Source organism: Streptomyces sp. NPDC021115, assembly GCF_044333065.1.
Taxonomy (GTDB): Bacteria; Actinomycetota; Actinomycetes; order Streptomycetales; family Streptomycetaceae; genus Streptomyces.
In genome coordinates, this window is record NZ_JBIRQF010000003.1 from 25,453 (window position 1) to 44,101 (window position 18,649).

At 71.4% G+C, this 18,649-nt stretch carries 17 protein-coding genes; 14 read left to right on the top strand and 3 right to left on the bottom strand.

All coding sequences use genetic code 11. From position 1 onward, the window contains the following. Nucleotides 1–24: 24 nt before the first annotated feature. The 3 genes from ACH4TL_RS10620 to ACH4TL_RS10630 are packed head-to-tail and all read right to left on the bottom strand — an operon-like array spanning nt 25 to nt 3,190. Complete coding sequence (locus ACH4TL_RS10620) at nt 25–972, bottom strand: carbohydrate ABC transporter permease (RefSeq protein ID WP_398326092.1); 948 nt, start codon at nt 970–972, stop codon at nt 25–27. Further along, nucleotides 969–1,799: a carbohydrate ABC transporter permease gene (locus ACH4TL_RS10625; RefSeq protein ID WP_398326095.1), complete on the bottom strand. Its 831-nt coding sequence runs from the start codon at nt 1,797–1,799 to the stop codon at nt 969–971. Before ACH4TL_RS10625 ends, ACH4TL_RS10620 begins: the two co-directional genes overlap by 4 nt. Beyond that, entirely contained in the window at nt 1,796–3,190 is a 1,395-nt protein-coding gene (locus ACH4TL_RS10630) for an ABC transporter substrate-binding protein (RefSeq protein ID WP_398326098.1), read from the bottom strand. Before ACH4TL_RS10630 ends, ACH4TL_RS10625 begins: the two co-directional genes overlap by 4 nt. Before the next feature lie 211 nt (nt 3,191–3,401). Between ACH4TL_RS10630 and ACH4TL_RS10635 the strand changes: the two genes are divergently transcribed. The 14 genes from ACH4TL_RS10635 (at nt 3,402) to ACH4TL_RS10700 (ending at nt 18,579) form a co-directional block, all read left to right on the top strand. After that, nucleotides 3,402–3,764 carry a (2Fe-2S) ferredoxin domain-containing protein gene (locus ACH4TL_RS10635; protein WP_398326101.1) on the top strand — a complete coding sequence of 121 codons (363 nt, stop codon included), beginning with the start codon at nt 3,402–3,404 and terminating at the stop codon, nt 3,762–3,764. A 139-nt stretch (nt 3,765–3,903) separates the two neighbouring features. Next, nucleotides 3,904–4,620 carry a FadR/GntR family transcriptional regulator gene (locus ACH4TL_RS10640; protein ID WP_398326104.1) on the top strand — a complete coding sequence of 239 codons (717 nt, stop codon included), beginning with the start codon at nt 3,904–3,906 and terminating at the stop codon, nt 4,618–4,620. 163 nt (nt 4,621–4,783) lie between these two features. After that, a complete protein-coding gene (locus tag ACH4TL_RS10645) occupies nt 4,784–5,869 on the top strand; it encodes an isocitrate/isopropylmalate dehydrogenase family protein (RefSeq protein ID WP_398326107.1) in 1,086 nt (361 codons plus the stop codon). A gap of 44 nt (nt 5,870–5,913) precedes the next feature. Further along, the gene (locus ACH4TL_RS10650; protein ID WP_398326110.1) at nt 5,914–6,153 is read left to right on the top strand and encodes a cupin domain-containing protein; all 240 of its coding nucleotides are present in this window, start codon (nt 5,914–5,916) and stop codon (nt 6,151–6,153) included. Nucleotides 6,154–6,259: 106 nt separating this feature from the next. Beyond that, nucleotides 6,260–8,407 (top strand): glycoside hydrolase family 127 protein, encoded by a 2,148-nt coding sequence (locus tag ACH4TL_RS10655; RefSeq protein WP_398326113.1) that lies wholly within the window; start codon nt 6,260–6,262, stop codon nt 8,405–8,407. A 127-nt stretch (nt 8,408–8,534) separates the two neighbouring features. After that, on the top strand, nt 8,535–9,776 hold the full coding sequence (locus ACH4TL_RS10660) for an SGNH/GDSL hydrolase family protein (protein ID WP_398326116.1): 1,242 nt from the start codon (nt 8,535–8,537) through the stop codon (nt 9,774–9,776). Nucleotides 9,777–10,001: 225 nt separating this feature from the next. Beyond that, nucleotides 10,002–11,669: an ABC transporter substrate-binding protein gene (locus tag ACH4TL_RS10665; protein WP_398326119.1), complete on the top strand. Its 1,668-nt coding sequence runs from the start codon at nt 10,002–10,004 to the stop codon at nt 11,667–11,669. Next, a complete protein-coding gene (locus ACH4TL_RS10670; protein ID WP_398326122.1) occupies nt 11,669–12,631 on the top strand; it encodes an ABC transporter permease in 963 nt (320 codons plus the stop codon). The genes ACH4TL_RS10665 and ACH4TL_RS10670 overlap by 1 nt, the downstream gene beginning before the upstream one ends. Next, a complete protein-coding gene (locus ACH4TL_RS10675; protein WP_398326125.1) occupies nt 12,631–13,620 on the top strand; it encodes an ABC transporter permease in 990 nt (329 codons plus the stop codon). Before ACH4TL_RS10670 ends, ACH4TL_RS10675 begins: the two co-directional genes overlap by 1 nt. Continuing rightward, nucleotides 13,617–14,438, top strand: a complete 822-nt coding sequence (locus ACH4TL_RS10680; protein ID WP_398326129.1) for an ABC transporter ATP-binding protein — start codon at nt 13,617–13,619, stop codon at nt 14,436–14,438. Before ACH4TL_RS10675 ends, ACH4TL_RS10680 begins: the two co-directional genes overlap by 4 nt. Further along, nucleotides 14,435–15,304, top strand: coding sequence for an ATP-binding cassette domain-containing protein (locus tag ACH4TL_RS10685; RefSeq protein WP_398326132.1), 870 nt, complete (start codon nt 14,435–14,437; stop codon nt 15,302–15,304). Before ACH4TL_RS10680 ends, ACH4TL_RS10685 begins: the two co-directional genes overlap by 4 nt. 12 nt (nt 15,305–15,316) lie before the next feature. Next, nucleotides 15,317–16,747: an aminopeptidase P family protein gene (locus tag ACH4TL_RS10690; RefSeq protein ID WP_398326135.1), complete on the top strand. Its 1,431-nt coding sequence runs from the start codon at nt 15,317–15,319 to the stop codon at nt 16,745–16,747. Between the two features lie 59 nt (nt 16,748–16,806). Next, nucleotides 16,807–17,523 (top strand): GntR family transcriptional regulator, encoded by a 717-nt coding sequence (locus tag ACH4TL_RS10695; RefSeq protein WP_398326138.1) that lies wholly within the window; start codon nt 16,807–16,809, stop codon nt 17,521–17,523. 48 nt (nt 17,524–17,571) lie between these two features. Next, nucleotides 17,572–18,579 (top strand): ADP-ribosylglycohydrolase family protein, encoded by a 1,008-nt coding sequence (locus ACH4TL_RS10700; RefSeq protein ID WP_398326141.1) that lies wholly within the window; start codon nt 17,572–17,574, stop codon nt 18,577–18,579. Nucleotides 18,580–18,649: the final 70 nt, after the last annotated feature.

The following is an 18,649-nucleotide window of genomic DNA, read 5'->3' on the forward strand; positions in this document are numbered from 1 at the left end:
CTTTCTCGCAAGTGCCTGGGGTGTTCAGCCCGTCGCGTCCTCGCTCGCCTTGTACGCGCGCAGGTACAGGCGCGCGCCCGCGACCAGGAGGATGGCCACGCACACCGCCAGCGCGGAGGCGAGGCCGAGGTCCTGGTCGGCGAAGGCCAGCTTCTTGATCTCCAGTGGGACGGTGGTCGAGGTGTCCATCGGGCCGCCGCCGGAGAGCAGATAGGGCAGGTCGAAGTCGTACGCCGTCCAGATCGTGCGCATCAGCATGGCGACGATCAGCGCCGGGGCGATCCACGGCAGCGTCACATAGCGGAAGATCCCGAACCGCCCGGCGCCGTCCAGCGCCGCCGCCTCGCGCAGCTCGCCCGGCAGGGTCTGGAGGCGGGCGAGGACGACGATAACGATGAACGGAACGTACTTCCAGCAGTTCACCGCGACCAGCGCGAACATCACCATGGCCGGGTCGGCGAAGGGGTTCACCAGGGTGTCCCTCAGCCCGAGCGTCCGCAGCAGATAACCGGCCACGCCCGAGGTGTCGTTGAACGCGAAGCGGAACACCATCGCGGCCACCACGGCGGGTACGACGTACGGGAACAGCACGAGCCCGCGGGCCAGGGTCTGGCCGCGCAGCCCGGCGTTGAGGAGCAGCGCGACGGCGACCCCGGCGGCGGCCTGGATCACGAGGTTCCCCGCGACCCACAGCACACTGCGCCCGAACGCGCCGCGCACGGCCGGGTCCTCCCACAGTCGGCGGTAGTTGTCGAGGCCGAGGAAGGTGTGCTCGCGGGTGAGGAAGTCGACGCGGAAGAAGCTGTCGAACACCGAGGCGAGGAAGGGGTAGACGGCGAACACGAGCAGCAGCAGGAGCGCGGGCACCAGCATCAGGGTGCCGAGCGCCCGGTCGGACAGGCCCCGCCGCCGGGCCCGCTCACGCGACCCCGCGGCGGTGCGGGACGTCCGGGATCCGGATACGGCAGTCACTTCACGGCCCCCTGTCCGATGCCGCCGACGAGGAATTTCTGGACGACCACGAACAGCACCAGCACGGGCGCCACCACGATCAGCGCGGCGGCCATCAGCACGCCCCACGAGTAGACGCTCGTCTGGTCCATGAGCAGCGAGAGCCCCGGGCTGAGCGTCAGCTTCTCCGGCTCCGCCATCAGCGTGGAGGCGAAGAGGTATTCGCTCCAGGCCGCGTTGAAGGCGAACACGGCGGTCGCGATCACCCCCGGCACCGACTGCGGCAGGACGACCCGTACGAACGCGCCGAACCGGGTGCAGCCGTCGACCATCGCCGCGTCCTCCAGCTCGACGGTGAGCCCGTGGAAGTACGAGCGCAGGGTCCACAGCGCGAACGGCAGCAGCGTGGCCGTGTAGATCACGATCAGCGCGAGCAGGTTGTTGGCGAGCCCGAGCCGCGCCACCAGCTGCGAGACCGGCACCAGCACCAGGATCGGCGGCACCAGATACGCGAACAGCGACAGCTCCCCGACCCACCGCAGCCCGGGGATCCGGAACCGGATGAGCGCGTACGCGGCACATGTGCCAAGCACGACGACCAGCAGCGTCGAGACCGTGGCCACGATGAGCGAGTTGGTGAGATACGAGCCGAAGGACGAGATCTCGAAGAGGGTGTGGAAGTTGTCGAGCGTGAGCGTGTGCGGGAGGAACGTCGGGGGATAGGAGATGATCTCCTCGTCCGGTTTGACGGCCGTGAACAGGATCCACAGCAGCGGCAGATCGGCGATGAGCACGGCGGCGGCCAGCGCCACGTACTGGAGGACCCGCCCGAGACGGAGCGTCTTCATGCCGCGGGCCTCCACTCCGGGTTGGCCGACCGCCAGTCGCGGGCGGCGAAGGCGAACTGGTCCACGGCCCGGCGCCACGCCTGCTCGGGGTCGTCGCCGCGCAGCAGGATCGACTGAACCATCGTGGCGTCGGCCGGTGGCGGCGCCCATGCCTTGCCCGCCCAGGGGCAGGGGTTGGAGAGCTTGCCGTCGTAGTGTCCGTTCACGACCGAGCCCATGGCCATGTCGGGGCTCATCGCGTGCGGCACGAGGTCGAGGATGGTGCGCACCCAGTCGCCGTGCTTCCTCAGGTAAGGGTCGTCCGAGACGCCGATCTCCTCGCGCAGCCGGTCCTTGACGGACTTCAGCGGTGGCACGAGGTGGCCGGGGACGGTGAGGGCGAACTTCAGTGCGTTCTCGCCGGTGGTCAGCTCCTTGAGGAAGGCCCTGGCGACGCGTCTGTGCCGGGTGCGGGCGAAGACGCTGTACTGGTTCTTGCCGCCGTACGCCAGCCGCCCGGTGCGGAACGGGCCCGCGGGGACCGGGAGGACGCCGGTGACGTCGGCGATCCGCGGGTTCTGCTGGGCGAGGTTGACGCCGAGCCTGCCCGCCATCGTCGCGAAGGCGGCCTTCCCGGAGATGTAGGTGTTCATCAGGTCCGGGTAGTTGGTGTTGTACGCGCCCTTGCGCGCGTACCGCATGATGGCCACATGCCGCTTCACGGCGTCCAGCACCTCGTCCTTGCCGAACAGGACCTCGCCGTCCGGGCCGTAGTAGTCCCAGCCCGCCTGGTAGACGTACGGGGAGAGGAACTGGGTCGTCATCCCGGGGGTGTTGCCCGCGCCGGACGAGATGCCGTCGATGCCGTCCCTGCCGTGCAGCTCGCGCACCGCGCCGAGGAACTGGCCGTAAGCGCGGGGCGGGGCGATGCCCGCCTTGTCGAGCAGGTCCTTGCGGTAGTAGAGGACGGAGGCGCCTGCCTGGAACGGCATCGCGTAGTCCTCGCCGCGGTGCACGATGCGGGTGCCGGGCAGGAAGTCGTCCTCGCCGATGTCCTCGATCATGCCGGTGAGGGGCAGCAGATAGCCCTTCACGGCCCAGTCGAGGATGTTCGCGGCAGGCGGCGCGAAGACCCCGATGTCGGTGCCGGTCTGCATGGCCGTCTGGAGGTACTGGAGCTGGTTCTCGTCCGAGTACAGCGTCATCTTGACGGTGACACCGGGGTGCTTTCGCTCGAACTTTTTGATCACGGAGCGGTAGAAGGCGAGCGAGGTGGGGTCCGACTCGGTCGTGTAGAACGGCACGACCGTGCCGCCGGAGTCGGCGCCGGAGCACGCCGACAGCGCGGCGGAACCGGACGAGGCGGCGGCCAGCGACAGCAGGCCGCGCCGCGATATGCGGGCGGGAGGCATGAGGGTCCAGGGGAGGCGCGGGAGAAGAACGGAGGGTGCCGCGGGGAAGGGACCGCTCAACATCCCGTGGTGGTGGACCTGCGAAGATCGAGATACCGGCGCTTGGTGAGAAGCGGTGTCCGCACGGCCGCCCCCTCGGATCCTTGTGCGATACAGGTGATGTTGAAGTTATGCGGTGGGCTCGTCCGCTGTCAAAGGAAAGGTAAAGCTCATGCCGATGAGGCCCGTACCGCCGCCCTGCCGTGTGGTCGTGTGCCGGGACTGCTGCTGCGGCAGCTCCAAGATCACCCGCGTCGACCATGCCGCCCAGACCGAGCGGCTGCGCGAGGTGGCCCCGGTGCGGATCTCGGACTGCCTCGACGTGTGCGACCAGGCCAACGTGGTCGTCGTCCAGCCCTCCGCCGAGGGCCGCGCCGCCGGTGCGCGACCGGTCTGGCTGGGGCTGGTCAACGACGCGGACGCGACCGAGGACATCGCCGCCTGGGTCTCCGCCGGTGGCCCCGGCGTCGCGCCGCTGCCGGAGATCCTGGACCTGTACGCCTTCGACCCCCGCGGGCGTCCCACGGCTCCCTGAGCGCTGGGCGGCGCGTAGGCGTCGGCGCGGGCGGGTGAGGTCCGTCAGGGCGGGTGAGATCCGGACGACCGGTCGACCGGTCCGCCCCGCGGGACACTAGACTCGCCGCCGGTCGTCGCGAGCGAAGTGAGGGAATCCCATGGCCGAACTCTCGAGAATCACGGTCGAGCCGCGGGAGCCGCTGGCCGCCGAGGTCTCGCGCCGCCTCATCGAGTACCTGATGTCCGGCGAGGTGCAGCCCGGTGACCGCATTCCGTCGGAGCGGCAGCTGACCGAGATGCTCGGGGTCAACCGGCCCACCGTGCGCGAGGCCATCAAGTCCCTTGGATTTCTTGGTCTGTTGGAGATCCGGCAGTCCAGCGGTACGTACTTCCGCGGCCCCGACTCCGATGTGCTCTACCGCCTCTTCGAGCTCGGCCTGGTGCTGGGCGAGCGCGGCGCGAAGGACATGCTCCGGGCCCGCGCCGAACTGGAGGTCGTGGTCGCAGGGCTCGCCGCCGAGGCCCGCGACGAGGCCGGGGTGGAGCTGCTGCGCGCCCGGCTGGCCACGATGCGCGGCTGTCCCGACGTGGAGTTCGCCGAGGCCGACACCGCGTTCCACGCCGCGCTCGCCGAGCTGGCCGGGAACTCCGTCCTGCGGGACATGCTCAAGGGGATGCGCGCCATGATCCAGCGCGGCTGGGTCGAGCGCACCGGCGCCGTCCGGACCCGCGAGGTGGCGTACGCCGACCATGTGCCGATCTTCGAGGCGGTCGAGAAGGGCGACGCGCGGGCCGCCCGGAAGGCGATGTCCCGGCACATGGAGGGCGCCTCGCGGCGGCTCAAGGAGGCGCTGGAGCAGGGTGCCGACGACTGACCGTCGCCGCCCGGCGGGGGAGTGGGCCCTGCACGTCCACATCCGGTTAACCGGTTGACCAGTTATCCGGGGCTGCCTAGAGTGACGCGGCGGCACCGAAGCGGGGAACCCCGGTGTGCGGCCGCCGCCCACCCCGTGAACTCATCGGAGAGGAACCCACACCATGAGCACCACGTACCGCCTCGGTGTCCTGGAGGGTGACGGCATCGGGCCCGAGATCGTCCCGTCCGCCGTGGAGATCGCCACCGCGGCCGCCCGCGCCACCGGCGTGGCCATCGACTGGGTCACCCTGCCGCTCGGCGCGAGCGCCATCGAGTCGCACGGCACCCCGGTCCCCGACGGGACCCAGAGCGTGCTGGCCGACCTGGACGGCTGGTACCTGGGCCCGCACGACTCCGTCAGCTACCCCGAACCGCACGCATCCGCCCTCAACCCGTCCGGCACCCTGCGCAAGCACTTCCAGCTGTTCGCCAACATCCGCCCCGCCAAGAGCTTCCCCGGCGCGAAAGCCGTCTGCGACAGCGCCGACCTGGTCATCGTCCGCGAGAACACCGAGGGCTTCTACGCCGACCGCAACACCTTCGCCGGCACCGGCGAATTCATGCCCACCCCCGATACGGCCATCATGATGGGCATCATCACCCGCCAGGCCACCGAACGCGTCGCCCGCGTGGCCTTCGACCTGGCCCGCTCACGCCGCAAGAAGCTCACCATCGTCCACAAGGCCAACGTCCTCAAACTCACCACCGGCCTCTTCCGCACCGTCTGCCAGGAAGTCGCCCGCGACTACCCGGACGTGACGGTCGACGACTTCCACATCGACGCCATGACCGTCCACCTGGTACGCCGCGCCCAGGACTTCGACGTCATCGTCACCGAGAACATGTTCGGCGACATCCTCTCCGACCTCGCCGGAGAGATCTCCGGCTCGCTCGGCACCGCACCCTCCATCAACGCCTCCGCCACCACCGCCATGGCCCAGGCATCCCACGGCTCCGCCCCCGACATCGCCGGACGGAACACCGCCAACCCCGTCGCCATGACCCTCTCCGGCGCCATGCTCTTCGAATGGCTCGCCGCCAAACACGGCGACGAGAAACTGGCCCGGCTCGCACAGCTCATCGAGAAGGGCGTCGCCCAGGCCATCGCCACCGGTACCTCCACCCGCGACCTCGGCGGCACCGCCTCCACCACCGAATTCACCGCGGCCGTCATCAAGGCCGTCGAATCCGGCGCCGCGCAGCGCTGAGGCCCACTCCGCGCCCCTGACAAGGAGAAACACCCCCCTGAGGCGTGACCGTCCTCGAAGGCAATGCCATCGCCGAGATCGACGGCGTCGAACACCAGCTGACCCGCTTCGACACCACCTACGTGGCCGCGGGCACCCCGCACCGCTTCCGCAACGCCTCCGCCACCGAGCCGATGCGCATCCTGTGGATCCACGCCTCGGTGGACGCCACCCGCACCCTGGCCGACACCGGTGTCACCACACGGGTCGACGCCGAGCACCACGGCCGCGTTGACGGGTCATGAGCCGGGTTCTACCGTCACTGAAAGCCCTTGCGGCCCGCTTCCGTCACAGCGTCATGCCCCGCCACATCCATCGCGCGTCACCTCGACCGACGATCGGAGTCCGAGCATGTCCCAGACCCCCTCCCGCCGCCACGCGCTGCGGCTCGCCGCCGGAGCCGCGGCCGCCGCCCCGTTCGGGTACGCCCTGCCGCAGGCGCACGCCGCCGAGGCCACGGCCAACGCCCCGGACGCGTCGGCGAGTTGGTCCGTACGCCCTTTCCCGCTGGACCAGGTATCCCTCGGCGACGGTGTGTTCCGCCGCAAGCGCGATCTGATGCTCGACTACGCCCGGTCCTATCCGGCCGACCGCATCCTGGCCGTCTTCCGGACCAACGCCGGGCTCGACACCCGTGGCGCCCTGCCGCCCGGGGGCTGGGAGACCTCAGACGGCAATCTGCGCGGCCACTACGGCGGCCACTTCCTCAGCCTCATCGCCCAGGCGTGCGCCGACACGGGGGAGGCCGCGCTCCGGACCAAGCTCGACCATCTGGTCGGCGCGCTCGGTGAGTGCCAGCAGGCCCTCGCGGAGCACGGTTCGCCCAGACCCAGCCGCCCCGGGTATCTGGCGGCGTATCCGGAGACCCAGTTCATCCTGCTGGAGAGCTACACCACGTACCCCACCATCTGGGCGCCGTACTACACCTGCCACAAGATCATGCGCGGTCTGCTCGACGCCCACACCCTGGCCGGGAACGAGCAGGCCCTGAAGATCGCCTCGGGGATGGGCGACTGGGTGCACAGCCGCCTCGGCCGGCTGCCGAAGGCCCAGCTGGAGCGGATGTGGTCCATCTACATCGCCGGTGAGTACGGCGGGATGAACGAGGTGATGGCGGACCTGTACGCGCTCACCGGCCGCCCGGAACATCTCGCCGCCGCCCGCTGCTTCGACAACACCGCGCTGCTGGGCGCCTGCGCCGAGGACCGCGACACCCTGGAGGGCAAGCACGCCAACCAGCACATCCCCCAATTCACCGGCTACTTGAGGCTGTTCGACCACACCGGGGAGGCCGAATACGCCGACGCGGCCCGCAACTTCTGGGGCATGGTCGCGGGCCCCCGGACGTACAGCCTGGGCGGCACGGGACAGGGGGAGATGTTCCGGGCCCGCAACGCCATCGCGGCCACCCTGGACGACAAGAACGCCGAGACCTGCGCCACGTACAACATGCTCAAGCTGAGCCGACAGCTGTTCTTCCGCGCGCCGGACGCCGCGTACATGGACTACTACGAGCGCGGCCTGACCAACCACATCCTCGCCTCCCGCCGGGACGCCCCGAGCACGGACAGCCCGGAGGTCACCTATTTCGTCGGGATGGGCCCCGGGGTGCGGCGCGAGTACGACAACACCGGCACCTGCTGCGGTGGCACGGGCATGGAGAACCACACCAAGTACCAGGACTCGGTGTACTTCCGCTCCGCCGATGGCACCGCGCTCTACGTCAACCTCTCCCTCGCCTCGACGCTGCGGTGGCCGGAGCGGGGCTTCGTCATCGAGCAGACCAGCGACTACCCGGACGAGGGCGCCCGCACCCTGGCGTTCCGCGCGGGCCGGGGGAGGCTCGACCTGAAGCTCCGGGTTCCGTCCTGGGCCACGGGAGGCTTCACCGTCACGGTCAACGGGGTGCGGCAGCGGGCGAAGGCGGTGCCCGGCAGCTATCTCACCCTCAGCAGGGACTGGCGGCGCGGCGACCGGGTCCGGATCTCCGCCCCGTACCGCCTGCGCGTCGAACGGGCCCTGGACGATCCCGCCGTGCAGTCGGTGTTCTACGGGCCGGTCCTGCTGGTCGCCCGGAGCGGGGCGACGGAGTTCCGCGCGTTCTCCTTCTACAAGGACTTCACCCTCCGCGGCGATCTCGCCGACGCGATCCGGCCCGGCGACCGGCCGCTGCACTTCACCACCCACGGCCTGACCCTCGCGCCGTTCCACCTCGCCGACGACGTCCCGTACCACGCGTACTTCAAGCGCGCGGAGCCGGTCGTCGTGTTCGGCGCGGCCGACTCCGGCGTGCCGAACCGCGCCCGCGGGGACGGCCTCACGTTCCTCGATGTGCTCTGGGCGCAGGCCCCCTTCGCGTCCTCCGGCCGCTTCGTCCGGGCGGTGCGCACCCTCGCCGACCGCTGGCTGTCCGAGGGGCTGTTCAGTCGCGCCGAGCGGGACGGGGTGGTCGCGGCCGCCGACCGGGCGGATCTCCAAAAGGCCGAAGAGATCCGATGATGTAAGGCCATAGGTCTCGAAAGTTTCGGAGTTTGGCGCCCTCTCTCGACAGGGCGATCGGAATGCGTATCAATTCATCCGATCACTCAACTGTCGCTCCACTGTCGAGAGAGGCAACCACCGCATCATGCAGAGACCTGGCTTATCCGTACGTGCCGTCGGCATCCTCGCCGTGACCGCCACCGCCCTCGGGGTCGTCGTGGCCTCCGGAACCGAGTCCTACGCCGCCGCCCAGTCCGCCACCGTGGCCCCCGCCCCGCGCTCCTCCGTCGTCACCTGGGGCTCCAGCGCCTACCCCGCCGGAACCGCCGCCCAGGACCTGACCTACCGGTTCGTCATCCACACCAGCGTCGGCGGCCGGGACCTGCGCATCCGGCTCTCCAACGCCTACGGCGACCAGCCGGTGACCTTCGGGCGCGCGTACGCGGGCGTCCGGGCGTCCGGCGCGGCGGTCGTGCCCGGCAGCAACGGGCGGCTGACCTTCCGCGGCGCCTCGTCGGTGACCGTACCGGCGGGCGGTGTCGTGTACAGCGATCCGCTGCCGGGCCGGGTCCGGGCCCAGTCGGACCTGGCGATCAGCCTCTACGTTCGCAGCGCGGGCACCCTCGCGACCGGCCACAAGGGGGCCCGCGCCACCTCGTACGTCGCACCGGCCGGTGACCACGCCGCCGAGGAGGGTGCCGACGCGTACACGCAAGCGATCACCTCCTGGTACTACCTGGACGCGGCCGTCGTGCGCCCGCGCCCTGGCACCGGCGCCGTCGTCGCGTTCGGCGACTCCATCACCGACGGCTCCGCCTCCTCTCAGGACACCAACCGCCGCTGGCCGGACTTCCTCGCCCGCCGACTGCTCGCCGACCCCCGCACCCCGCTCAAGGGCGTCGCCAACGAGGGCATCTCCGGCAACAAGATCCTCGCCGACGGCTCCGCCGAGAGCGCGCTGAAGCGGCTCGACCGGGACGTGCTCTCCCAGGCCGGTGTGCGCACGACGATCCTTCTCGAGGGCATCAACGACATCAAGGCCACCCCGGGCCCGACGGCCGAGGAACTGATCGCCGGTTACCGGCAGATCATCGACCGGTCCCACGCGCGCGGCGTCTGCGTGGTCGGGGCGACCGTCATGCCGTACGAGGGATGGCGGGAGTACGAGGCCGTCGACGAGACGGTTCGTCAACAGGTCAACACCTTCATCCGCACCAGCGGTGCGTTCGACGCGGTCGTGGACTTCGACCGGGCCGTCCGGGACCCCGAGGCGCCCACCCGGATGCTGCCCGCCTATGACAGCGGCGACCATCTCCACCCCAATGACACCGGGATGCGGGTGATGGGCGACGCCATCGCGCTGCGCGACCTGCGTTGCGGCCGCTGAGCCCGTAACCCCGCCACGGCAGCCCCCGGCCCGCGCCGGGGGCTCCAACACCGTTCCGGATCCGGCATCTTGGCAACTCCCCGCCCGCCCTTTACCGTCATGAGCACCAGTGCAATGTCACATAGCGCCCGTCGGTGGCCCAGCTCAGGCCCAGCCCCGAAAGAAGGCACAGTGAAAAGCACCGCGAAAAGACCGCGCTCCCTCCGGATCGCCACGCTGGCCTCCTTGACGGCCCTGGCCCTCGCCGCCTGCTCCGGCGGCGGCCCGCAGGGGGCCTCGTCCGCGGCCGGACCCGGCGGCAAGGCGGCCAGGGGCGGCACCGTGCGCGTCCTGACCAACGTGGCGTTCTCCCACCTCGACCCCGCCCGCGGCTTCGACGGCGGGGTCAACAACTTCTACCGCCTGATCTACCGCACCCTGACCACCCAGGGCGCGGCGCCCGGCAAGGCCGGTACGGCCATCCGGCCCGACCTCGCCACCGACACCGGGACCCCCTCCGACGGCGGCAGGACCTGGACGTTCACCCTCAAGAAGGGGCTCCGCTTCGACAACGGCGACCCCATCACCAGCGCCGAGGTGAAGTTCGGCGTCTCACGGGCCTGGGACCCCGAGATCGGCATCGGCTCCCCGTACGCCAAGCAGCTCATCGACGCCCCCGACGGCTACCGGGGCCCGTACGCCTCCGGGGAGCTGCCCACGATCGAGACCCCGGACGCGCGGACGATCGTCTTCCATCTGAAGCGGCCCTACGCGGACTTCGGCAGCGTCACCGCCCAGCCCACGTTCGTCCCCTTCCCCAAGGGCACCGGCGGCAAGGGGGAGTTCGACCGCGCGCCCATCGCCTCCGGCCCGTACGAGGTCGCCTCCTACAAGCGCGGCGCCTCGCTCACGCTGGACCGCAACACGCACTGGGACCCGGACACGGACACCATCCGCAAGGCCCTGCCCGACCACTTCGCGTGGACCTTCGGCCTGGACGGCGCCACCATCGACGAGCGCATGATCGCGGGCCAGGGCGACGACGCCAGCGCCATCGCGGGCGGGGCCGGTATCCAGCCCGCCACCGTCGCCCGCATCCAGACCCCCGAACTGCGCAAGCGCACCCTGAGCGGATTCACCGGCTGCACCACCTATCTGGGCCTGAACACCACCAAGAAGCCCCTCGACCAGATCAAGGTGCGCCAGGCCATCGCGTACGCCGTCAACAAGGCGACCCAGGTCGACGCGGTCGGCGGCACGGCCAAGGCGCAGCGGGCCACGTCCATCCAGCCGCCGACCATCGCCGGACGGAAGGCGTACGACCCGTACCCCAGCGAGGGCGGCAAGGGCGACCTGGCAGCCGCACGGCGGCTGCTCCGCGAGGCGGGGGCCACCGGCGGCTTCACCCTCACCCTCGACATCCGCTCCCAGCCGTATATGCAGGCCCAGGGCGTGGCGCTCCAGCAGGCGCTGGCCCCGCTGAAGATCAAGGTCAAGCTCAACACCATCGACACCGCCACCTATTACGAGGCCATCGGCACCCCCGCCCAGCAGCACGACGCGGCGATCACCGGCTGGTGCCCGGACTGGCCGTCCGGCGCCACCTTCCTGCCGCCGCTGTTCGACGGCCGGCACATCGCCGCCAAGGGAAACCAGAACCTCGCGCAGCTCGACGACAAGGGCGTCAACGACCGGATCGACGCGATCGCCGCCATGAAGGACGTCGACCAGCAGAACGCCGCCTACGGCGAACTGGACGAGCAGATCATGAAGCTCGCCCCCGTCGTGCCCCTGATGTACGAGAAGTACGTCGGCGTCGTGGGCAGCAACATCGCGGGGGCGTACCTCCACGCGGGCTTCTCCGGCGGCATCGACCTCGTCTCCGTCGGCCTCGCGGACCCGGACAAGTCCTGATGAGCGTCGCCGGCACACCGCTCCCCGACGCCGAGGCGCAGGGCCTGGCCACGAGCCCGTCGCCCGCGCCGACCTCGGGCCGCCGCGTCGTCGGCGCGCTGCGGCGCGACCGCGCCGCGGTGGCCGCCGCCGTGTTCCTCGGGCTGCTCTGCCTGATGGCGCTGTGCGCGCCGCTGATCACCGCGCTCACCGGCTGGGGCCCGTACGCCTTCGACTCCTCCGCCGTCGACACCGGGCTCGGCGGGGCGCCCCGGGGCTCGTACGGGGGCATCGGCGCCGAGCACCTCTTCGGCGTCGAACCGCAGAACGGCCGGGACGTCCTCGCGCGCATCGTCCACGGCGCCCGGGTGTCCCTGCTGATCGCGCTCTCCTGCACCCTGCTGACCGGGGTGCTCGGCGTCGTCCTCGGCATGCTGGCCGGGTTCTACCGGGGATGGGTGGACCAGGTGATCTCCCGGCTCATGGACTTCCTGATGGCGTTCCCCGCGCTGATCTTCATGATCGCGATCCTGTCCTCGCTGCCGACGGGCAACCGGCCGGTGCTGCTGGTGGTGGTCATCAGCGGCTTCGGCTGGCCGTATCTCGCCCGCGTCGTGCGGGGGCAGACGATGGCGCTGGCGAGCCGGGAGTTCGTGGAGGCGGCCAGGGCGTCGGGCGCCCGCGACCGCGATCTGGTGTTCCGCGAGATCCTGCCCAATCTGCGCGGCCCGATCACCGTCCTGGCCACGCTCGCCGTGCCCGGCTACATCGGCACCGAGGCCGGGCTTTCCTTCCTCGGCGTCGGCATCACCCCGCCCACCCCGTCCTGGGGGCAGATGATCGCGAACTCGGTGAGCTGGTACCAGGTCGACCCGATGTACTTCGTGATCCCGGGCGCGTTCCTCTTCCTCACCGTGCTGTCGCTGACCGTCCTCGGGGACCGGCTGCGGCACGCCATCGACGAGGGGGAGGCCGCCGCCTGATGGTCCGCTACCTCATCGGACGGCTCGCCGGGGTCGTCCTCATCCTCTTCGCCGTCTGCCTGTTCACCTACCTCATCTTCTTCCAGCTCTCGCCCGACCCCGCCGTGATGATCTGCGGCAAGACCTGCACCGAGGAGCGGATCGGCGCCATCCGCGAGGCGCTGGGTCTTGACCGGCCGTTCCTCAGCCAGTTCGGGGCGTTCCTCGGCGGGCTCTTCGCCGGACGCGACTACGGCTCGGGCGCCACCCTCGTCCACTGCCCGGCGCCCTGCCTCGGCTACAGCTTCCAGACCGACGAATCCGTCTGGTCCATGATCACCGCACGGCTTCCGGTCAGCGTCACCCTGGCCGTCGGCGCCGCGGTGCTGTGGCTGCTCGTCGGGGTGGCCGCCGGGCTGCTCAGCGCCGTACGGCAGGGGACGTGGTGGGACCGCGGCGCGATGGCCCTGGCCCTCGGCGGGATCAGCGTCCCCAACTACGTACTCGCGCTGGTCCTTCAGTACGTGCTCGTCGTCAAGCTCGAATGGCTGCCGTTCCCCTCGGCCGTCGCCTTCTCGGACGATCCGGCGCGGTGGTTCCAGTCGTATCTGATGCCATGGATGGTGCTCGCGGCCGGATACGCCTGCCTCTACGCGAGGCTGACGCGGACCCATGTCATCGAGACGCTGTCCGAGAACTTCCTGCGCACCGCCAGGGCCAAGGGGCTGGGGCGGTCCCTCGTACTGCGCCGCCATGCGCTCCGGCCCGCGCTCACCCCCGTCACCACCCTGCTCGGAATGGACTTCGCCGGGCTGCTCGGCGGCGCCCTCATCACCGAGACCGTCTTCGGCCTCGGTGGCATCGGGAAGCTGGCCGCCGACTCCATCGCCAAGAACGACCAGCCGGTGATCATGGCGGTCACGCTGCTGGCGGCCTTCTTCGTGGTGGTCGGCAACGTGGTCGTGGACCTCGTCTACACCGCCCTGGACCCGAGAGTGAGGATCCGATGAGTGCCGTGCGCGGGCCCGGACTGCTCGTGGTGGACGAGCTCACCGTCACCCTGCCCACCACCCGTGGCCCCGTGGACGTCGTCAAGGGCGTGTCCTTCACGGTCGACGCCGACGACACCCTCGGCATCGTCGGCGAGTCCGGCTCCGGCAAGTCCATGACCAGCCTCGCCGTCATGGGGCTGCTGCCGCGCGGCGCGACGGTCACCGGCAGCGTCCGCCTCGACGGCACGGAACTGCTCGGCCGCCCCGACCGCGAGCTGCGCCGCATCCGGGGCGACGGGATCTCCATGGTGTTCCAGGACCCGCTGTCCTCGCTCAACCCCTATTACACGGTGGGCCTCCAGATCGAGGAGGTCTACCGGGCGCATCGCGGCGGCTCCCGGAAGGCCGCGCGGGCGGTGGCCGTCGAGGCGCTGACGCAGGTGGGCATCGCCGACGCCGAGCGGCGCGCCGGCCACTATCCGCACCAGTTCTCCGGCGGGCAGCGCCAGCGCGTCATGATCGCCATGGCGCTCGTGTGCTCCCCTTCGCTGCTGATCGCGGACGAGCCGACGACCGCGCTCGACGTCACCGTGCAGGCGCAGATCCTGGCGCTGCTCGCCGGGCTCCAGGAGCGCACCGGCACCGGGATGGTGTTCATCACCCACGATCTGGCCGTGGTCAGCTCGCTCGCGCGGCGGGTCCTGGTGATGCGCGAGGGCGAGCAGGTCGAGTACGGGGAGGCCGAGCGCGTCTTCTCCGATCCGTGGCATCCGTACACGCGGGCGCTGCTGGAGAGCGTGCCGCGCGTCGACGACGACGTGGAGGTGCGTCCGTGAGCGAACCACTGCTGCGGGCACGGGAGTTGACCAAGACCTTCACCGGCCGCGGGCCCGGTGGGGTGCTCGGCCGGAAGGTCGCGTTCACCGCCGTCGACCGGGTCAGCTTCGACATCCACCCGGGGGAGACCCTGGCCGTCGTCGGAGAGTCCGGCAGCGGGAAGTCCACCACGGCCCGGATGGCCGCGAAGCTGATGGAACCGACCGGCGGTGGCCTGGAGTTCGCGGGCGAGGACGTCACCGGGGCCCAAGGGCCCGCGCTCGCCCGGTTCCGTAAGAGCGTCCAGGTCGTGTTCCAGGACCCGTACTCCTCGCTCAACCCGCGGCACACCGTGGAACGCATCCTCATGGCGCCGCTGGACTACCAGGGCATCGCCCCCAAGGGCGGGCGGCGCGCGCTCACCAAGGAGCTGATGGAGCGGGTCGGCCTCGACCCCGACCACTCCCAGCGCTACCCCGCGCAGTTCTCCGGCGGGCAGGCCCAGCGCATCGGCATCGCCCGGGCGCTCGCCGTGGGCCCACGGCTCGTCATCTGCGACGAGGCGGTCTCCGCCCTGGACGTCTCGGTCCGGGCCCAGGTGCTGGACCTGCTGCGGCGGCTCCAGCGCGAGAGCGGCTACGCGTACCTCTTCATCGCCCACGACCTGGCCGTGGTGCGGCGCATCGCGCACCGGGTGGCGGTCATGAGCGAGGGACGGGTCGTGGAGACGGGCCCGTGCGCACGCGTCTTCGCCGAGCCACAGGCCCCGTACACCCGCACCCTGCTGGCCGCGATCCCGCGCATCGACCCCGCCTGGGACCGCGCCCGCCGCGCCCGCGCCGCCTCGGGCGGACGCGCCAACGACTGGGCGAACGACCGACCCTGAGGAGGCATCACCATGGCCGACCGGACACCACCCGGCCGCTCCGGGCCCGTTCCCGCCGCACCGGACCCCCGGCTGCCGCGGCTCGGCGACATCCCCGGCTTCGCCGCGTACATGGGCCAGGGCTGGGCCACCCCCGACCGTACGCCGCCCACCACCCCCGGCGCGCCCGAGGCCGCCGCCGCACACCGCGCCCGGCTCGGCGCGCTGTTCCCCGGCCGGGCCCTCGTCGTGGCCAGTGGCGGCGCGCCCGTACGCAGCAACGACACCCGCTACGACTTCCGCCCGGACAGCAACTTCGCCTGGCTCACCGGCTGCGGGGCCGAGGACGCCGTCCTCGTCCTGCGGCCCACCGGCGCAGGACACGACGCGACGCTGTATCTGCCGCCCCCGGCCCACCCCGGCGAGCCCGGGTTCTTCACCGACGCCGCCTACGGCGAGCTGTGGGTCGGCGCCGCACCCGGCCCCGGCGACTGGGCGGAAGCGCTCCAGCTGGACGTCCGCCCGGCCGGTGAGCTGGAGACCGCGCTGACCGGGCTCGCCGACCCGCTGATCACCGGGCCCCTCACCGCCGACGACCACCACAAGCCCTCGGCCGAACTGGAACGCACCCTCGCCGAACTGCGCATGATCAAGGACGACTGGGAGATCGCCCGGCTCCGCGAGGCCGTCGACCGCACCGTCGCCGGATTCGCCGCCGTGGTCGCGGAGTTCCCCACCGCCCTCGAAGGCCCTGGCGAACGCTGGCTGCAAGGCACCTTCGAACGCCACGCCCGCACCCACGGCAACGGCCCCGGCTACGCCACGATCGTCGGCAGCGGCGCCCACGCCCCCACCCTGCACTGGGTGCGCTGCGACGGTCCGGTGCGCCCGGACGACGTGGTCCTGCTGGACATGGGCGTCGAGACCCGCGAGCTCTACACCGCCGACGTCACCCGCACCTTCCCCGCCTCCGGCCGCTTCTCCGCCGCGCAGACCCAGGTCCACGACCTGGTCGAGAAGGCCCACCGCGCGGCGCTCGCCCAGGTACGCCCCGGGAAGCGCTTCACCGACTTCCACCACGCCGCGATGGAGGTCGTCGCGCACGGCCTCCACGACTGGGGGCTCCTCCCGGTCTCCGTGGACGAGGCCCTGTCGGAGCGCGGCCAGCACCACCGCCGCTGGCTGGTCTGCGGCATCGGCCACCACCTCGGGCTCGATGTGCACGACTGCGCCCAGTCCTCGTACGAGGCGTACCAGGGCGCCGAGATGGCGCCCGGCATGGTGCTCACCGTGGAGCCCGGCCTGTACTTCCACGCCCACGACCTGACGGTTCCGCCGGAGCTGCGCGGCATCGGGATCCGCATCGAGGACGACCTCCTGGTGACCCCGGAAGGCGCCGAGGTGCTGTCCGCCGACCTGCCGCTGGACGCCGTGGGCCTGGAGCGCTGGATGGGCGGCCGCTGAGACAGGGACTTCGCTCGGGGTACTGGACAGGACTGAACAGGTATGGCTAGCTTCTGGACATGACTGAACAGGTCCTCAAGCATCAGCGCATCGCCGGTGTCCTGGCTCGTGAGATCCACAGCGGTGCCCTGGAGCCGGGCAGCAGGCTGCCCGGTGAACATGCGCTGACCAGGCGTTTCGCGGTGAGCCGGAATACCGTCCGGCAGGCGCTGGACGAGCTGAGCAAGCGGGGCCTGATCTCCACCCACGCCGGAGTCGGCTCGTTCGTCACCTTCGACGGCGGTCTGCTGGACAACCGGCTGGGCTGGACCAGGGCGCTGGCCGACCAGGGGGCCAAGATCACCACCGAGGTGCTGCGCCTGGAGGCCGTGCGCGACGTCCGGCTGGCGGAAGAGCTGGGCATCGAGGGGGCCGAGTTCCTGGCGCTGGACCGGCTGCGCATCCTGCCCGAGGGCATCCCCGTCTCGCTGGAGCGCAGCCGGGTCCCGCTGCTTCCGGCGCTCGTCGACGTGCCGCTGCGCGGACTGCTCGAAGGCTCGCTCACCAAGACCCTGACCGCGGCGGGGGTACGGGCCACCCACGGCGACGAGTGGGCGTCCGTGGCCGGGCTGGACGCCGACGAGGCCACCCTGCTGCGGCGCCCCGAGGGGGACCTGTTCCTGCGGACCCGCAGGGTCAGCCGCGAGGCCGACGGCCGTGTCGCCGAATACGTCACCAGCCTGCTGGACCCCGCCCGCTTCCAGCTGCACCTCGGCTTCGGCGAAGCGCCCAGCTGAACCGCCGCCCGCCCGCCACCACCCCCCACCCACGATCAGGAAGTCCCGATGAACCACCAGCACGACCGCGCACTCGGAGCCCTGTACGGCCTGGCGATGGGCGACGCCCTCGGCATGCCGACCCAGATCATGCCCCGGCGGTCGATCGTCGCCCGGTTCGGCACCGTGACCGGGTTCGAGCCGGGCCCGGCGGAGAACCCGGTGAGCGCCGGGATGCCCGCCGGGTCGGTCACCGACGACACCGAACAGGCCGTCCTCGTGGGACGTCTGCTGGTGGAGGGCGGCGGACACATCGACCCGCTGCGGCTGGCCGAGGAGCTGCTGGAGTGGGAGCGCGGCATGAAGGCCAAGGGCTCGTACGACCTGCTCGGCCCCTCCACCAAGGCCGCGCTGGAGGCCGTGGCGCGCGGGGTGCCGCCCGAGGAGGCGGGGCGGTCGGGCTCCACCAACGGCGCCGCCATGCGGATCACCCCGGTCGGCGTCGCTTTCCCCGACAAGCCCCTCGAAACCTTCGTCGACCACGTGGCGGCGGCCTGCCGGGTCACCCATGACACCACCCTGGGCATCGCCTCCGCCGCGGCCGTGGGAGCGGCGGTGAGCCGTGGCGTCGGCGGCGGCGGTCTGGAGGACGTGTTCGCGGCGGCCGTCACGGCCGCCGCGGCCGGTGCCGAGCGCGGCCACTGGGTGTACGGCGCCTCCATCGCGGCCCGTATCGAATGGGCCGTCGACCTGGTCCGCGGCCTGCCCGAGGAACACGCCCTGGACCGCATCAGCGACCTCGTGGGCACCAGCGTCGCCAGCCAGGAGTCCGTGCCCGCGGCCTTCGCCGTGCTCGCCCTGGCCGACGGCGACCCGTGGCGCGCCTGCCTCCTGGCGGCGAACCTCGGTGGCGACTGCGACACCGTCGGCGCCATCGCCGGGGCGATCGCCGGATCCATCAGCGGCGCCTCGGCCCTCCCCGCCGACGCGCTCACCACCCTCCGTTCCGTCAACGGCCTCGACCCGGAGCCGCTGGCCACCTCCCTCCTCGCGCTGCGGGCCGCCGCAGCCGGGTGACCACCTGCCCGTTCCCGCGCCACACGCCCAGTCCCCGGGGCGGCGCGGACGGCCTGCACCCCCGCACAGA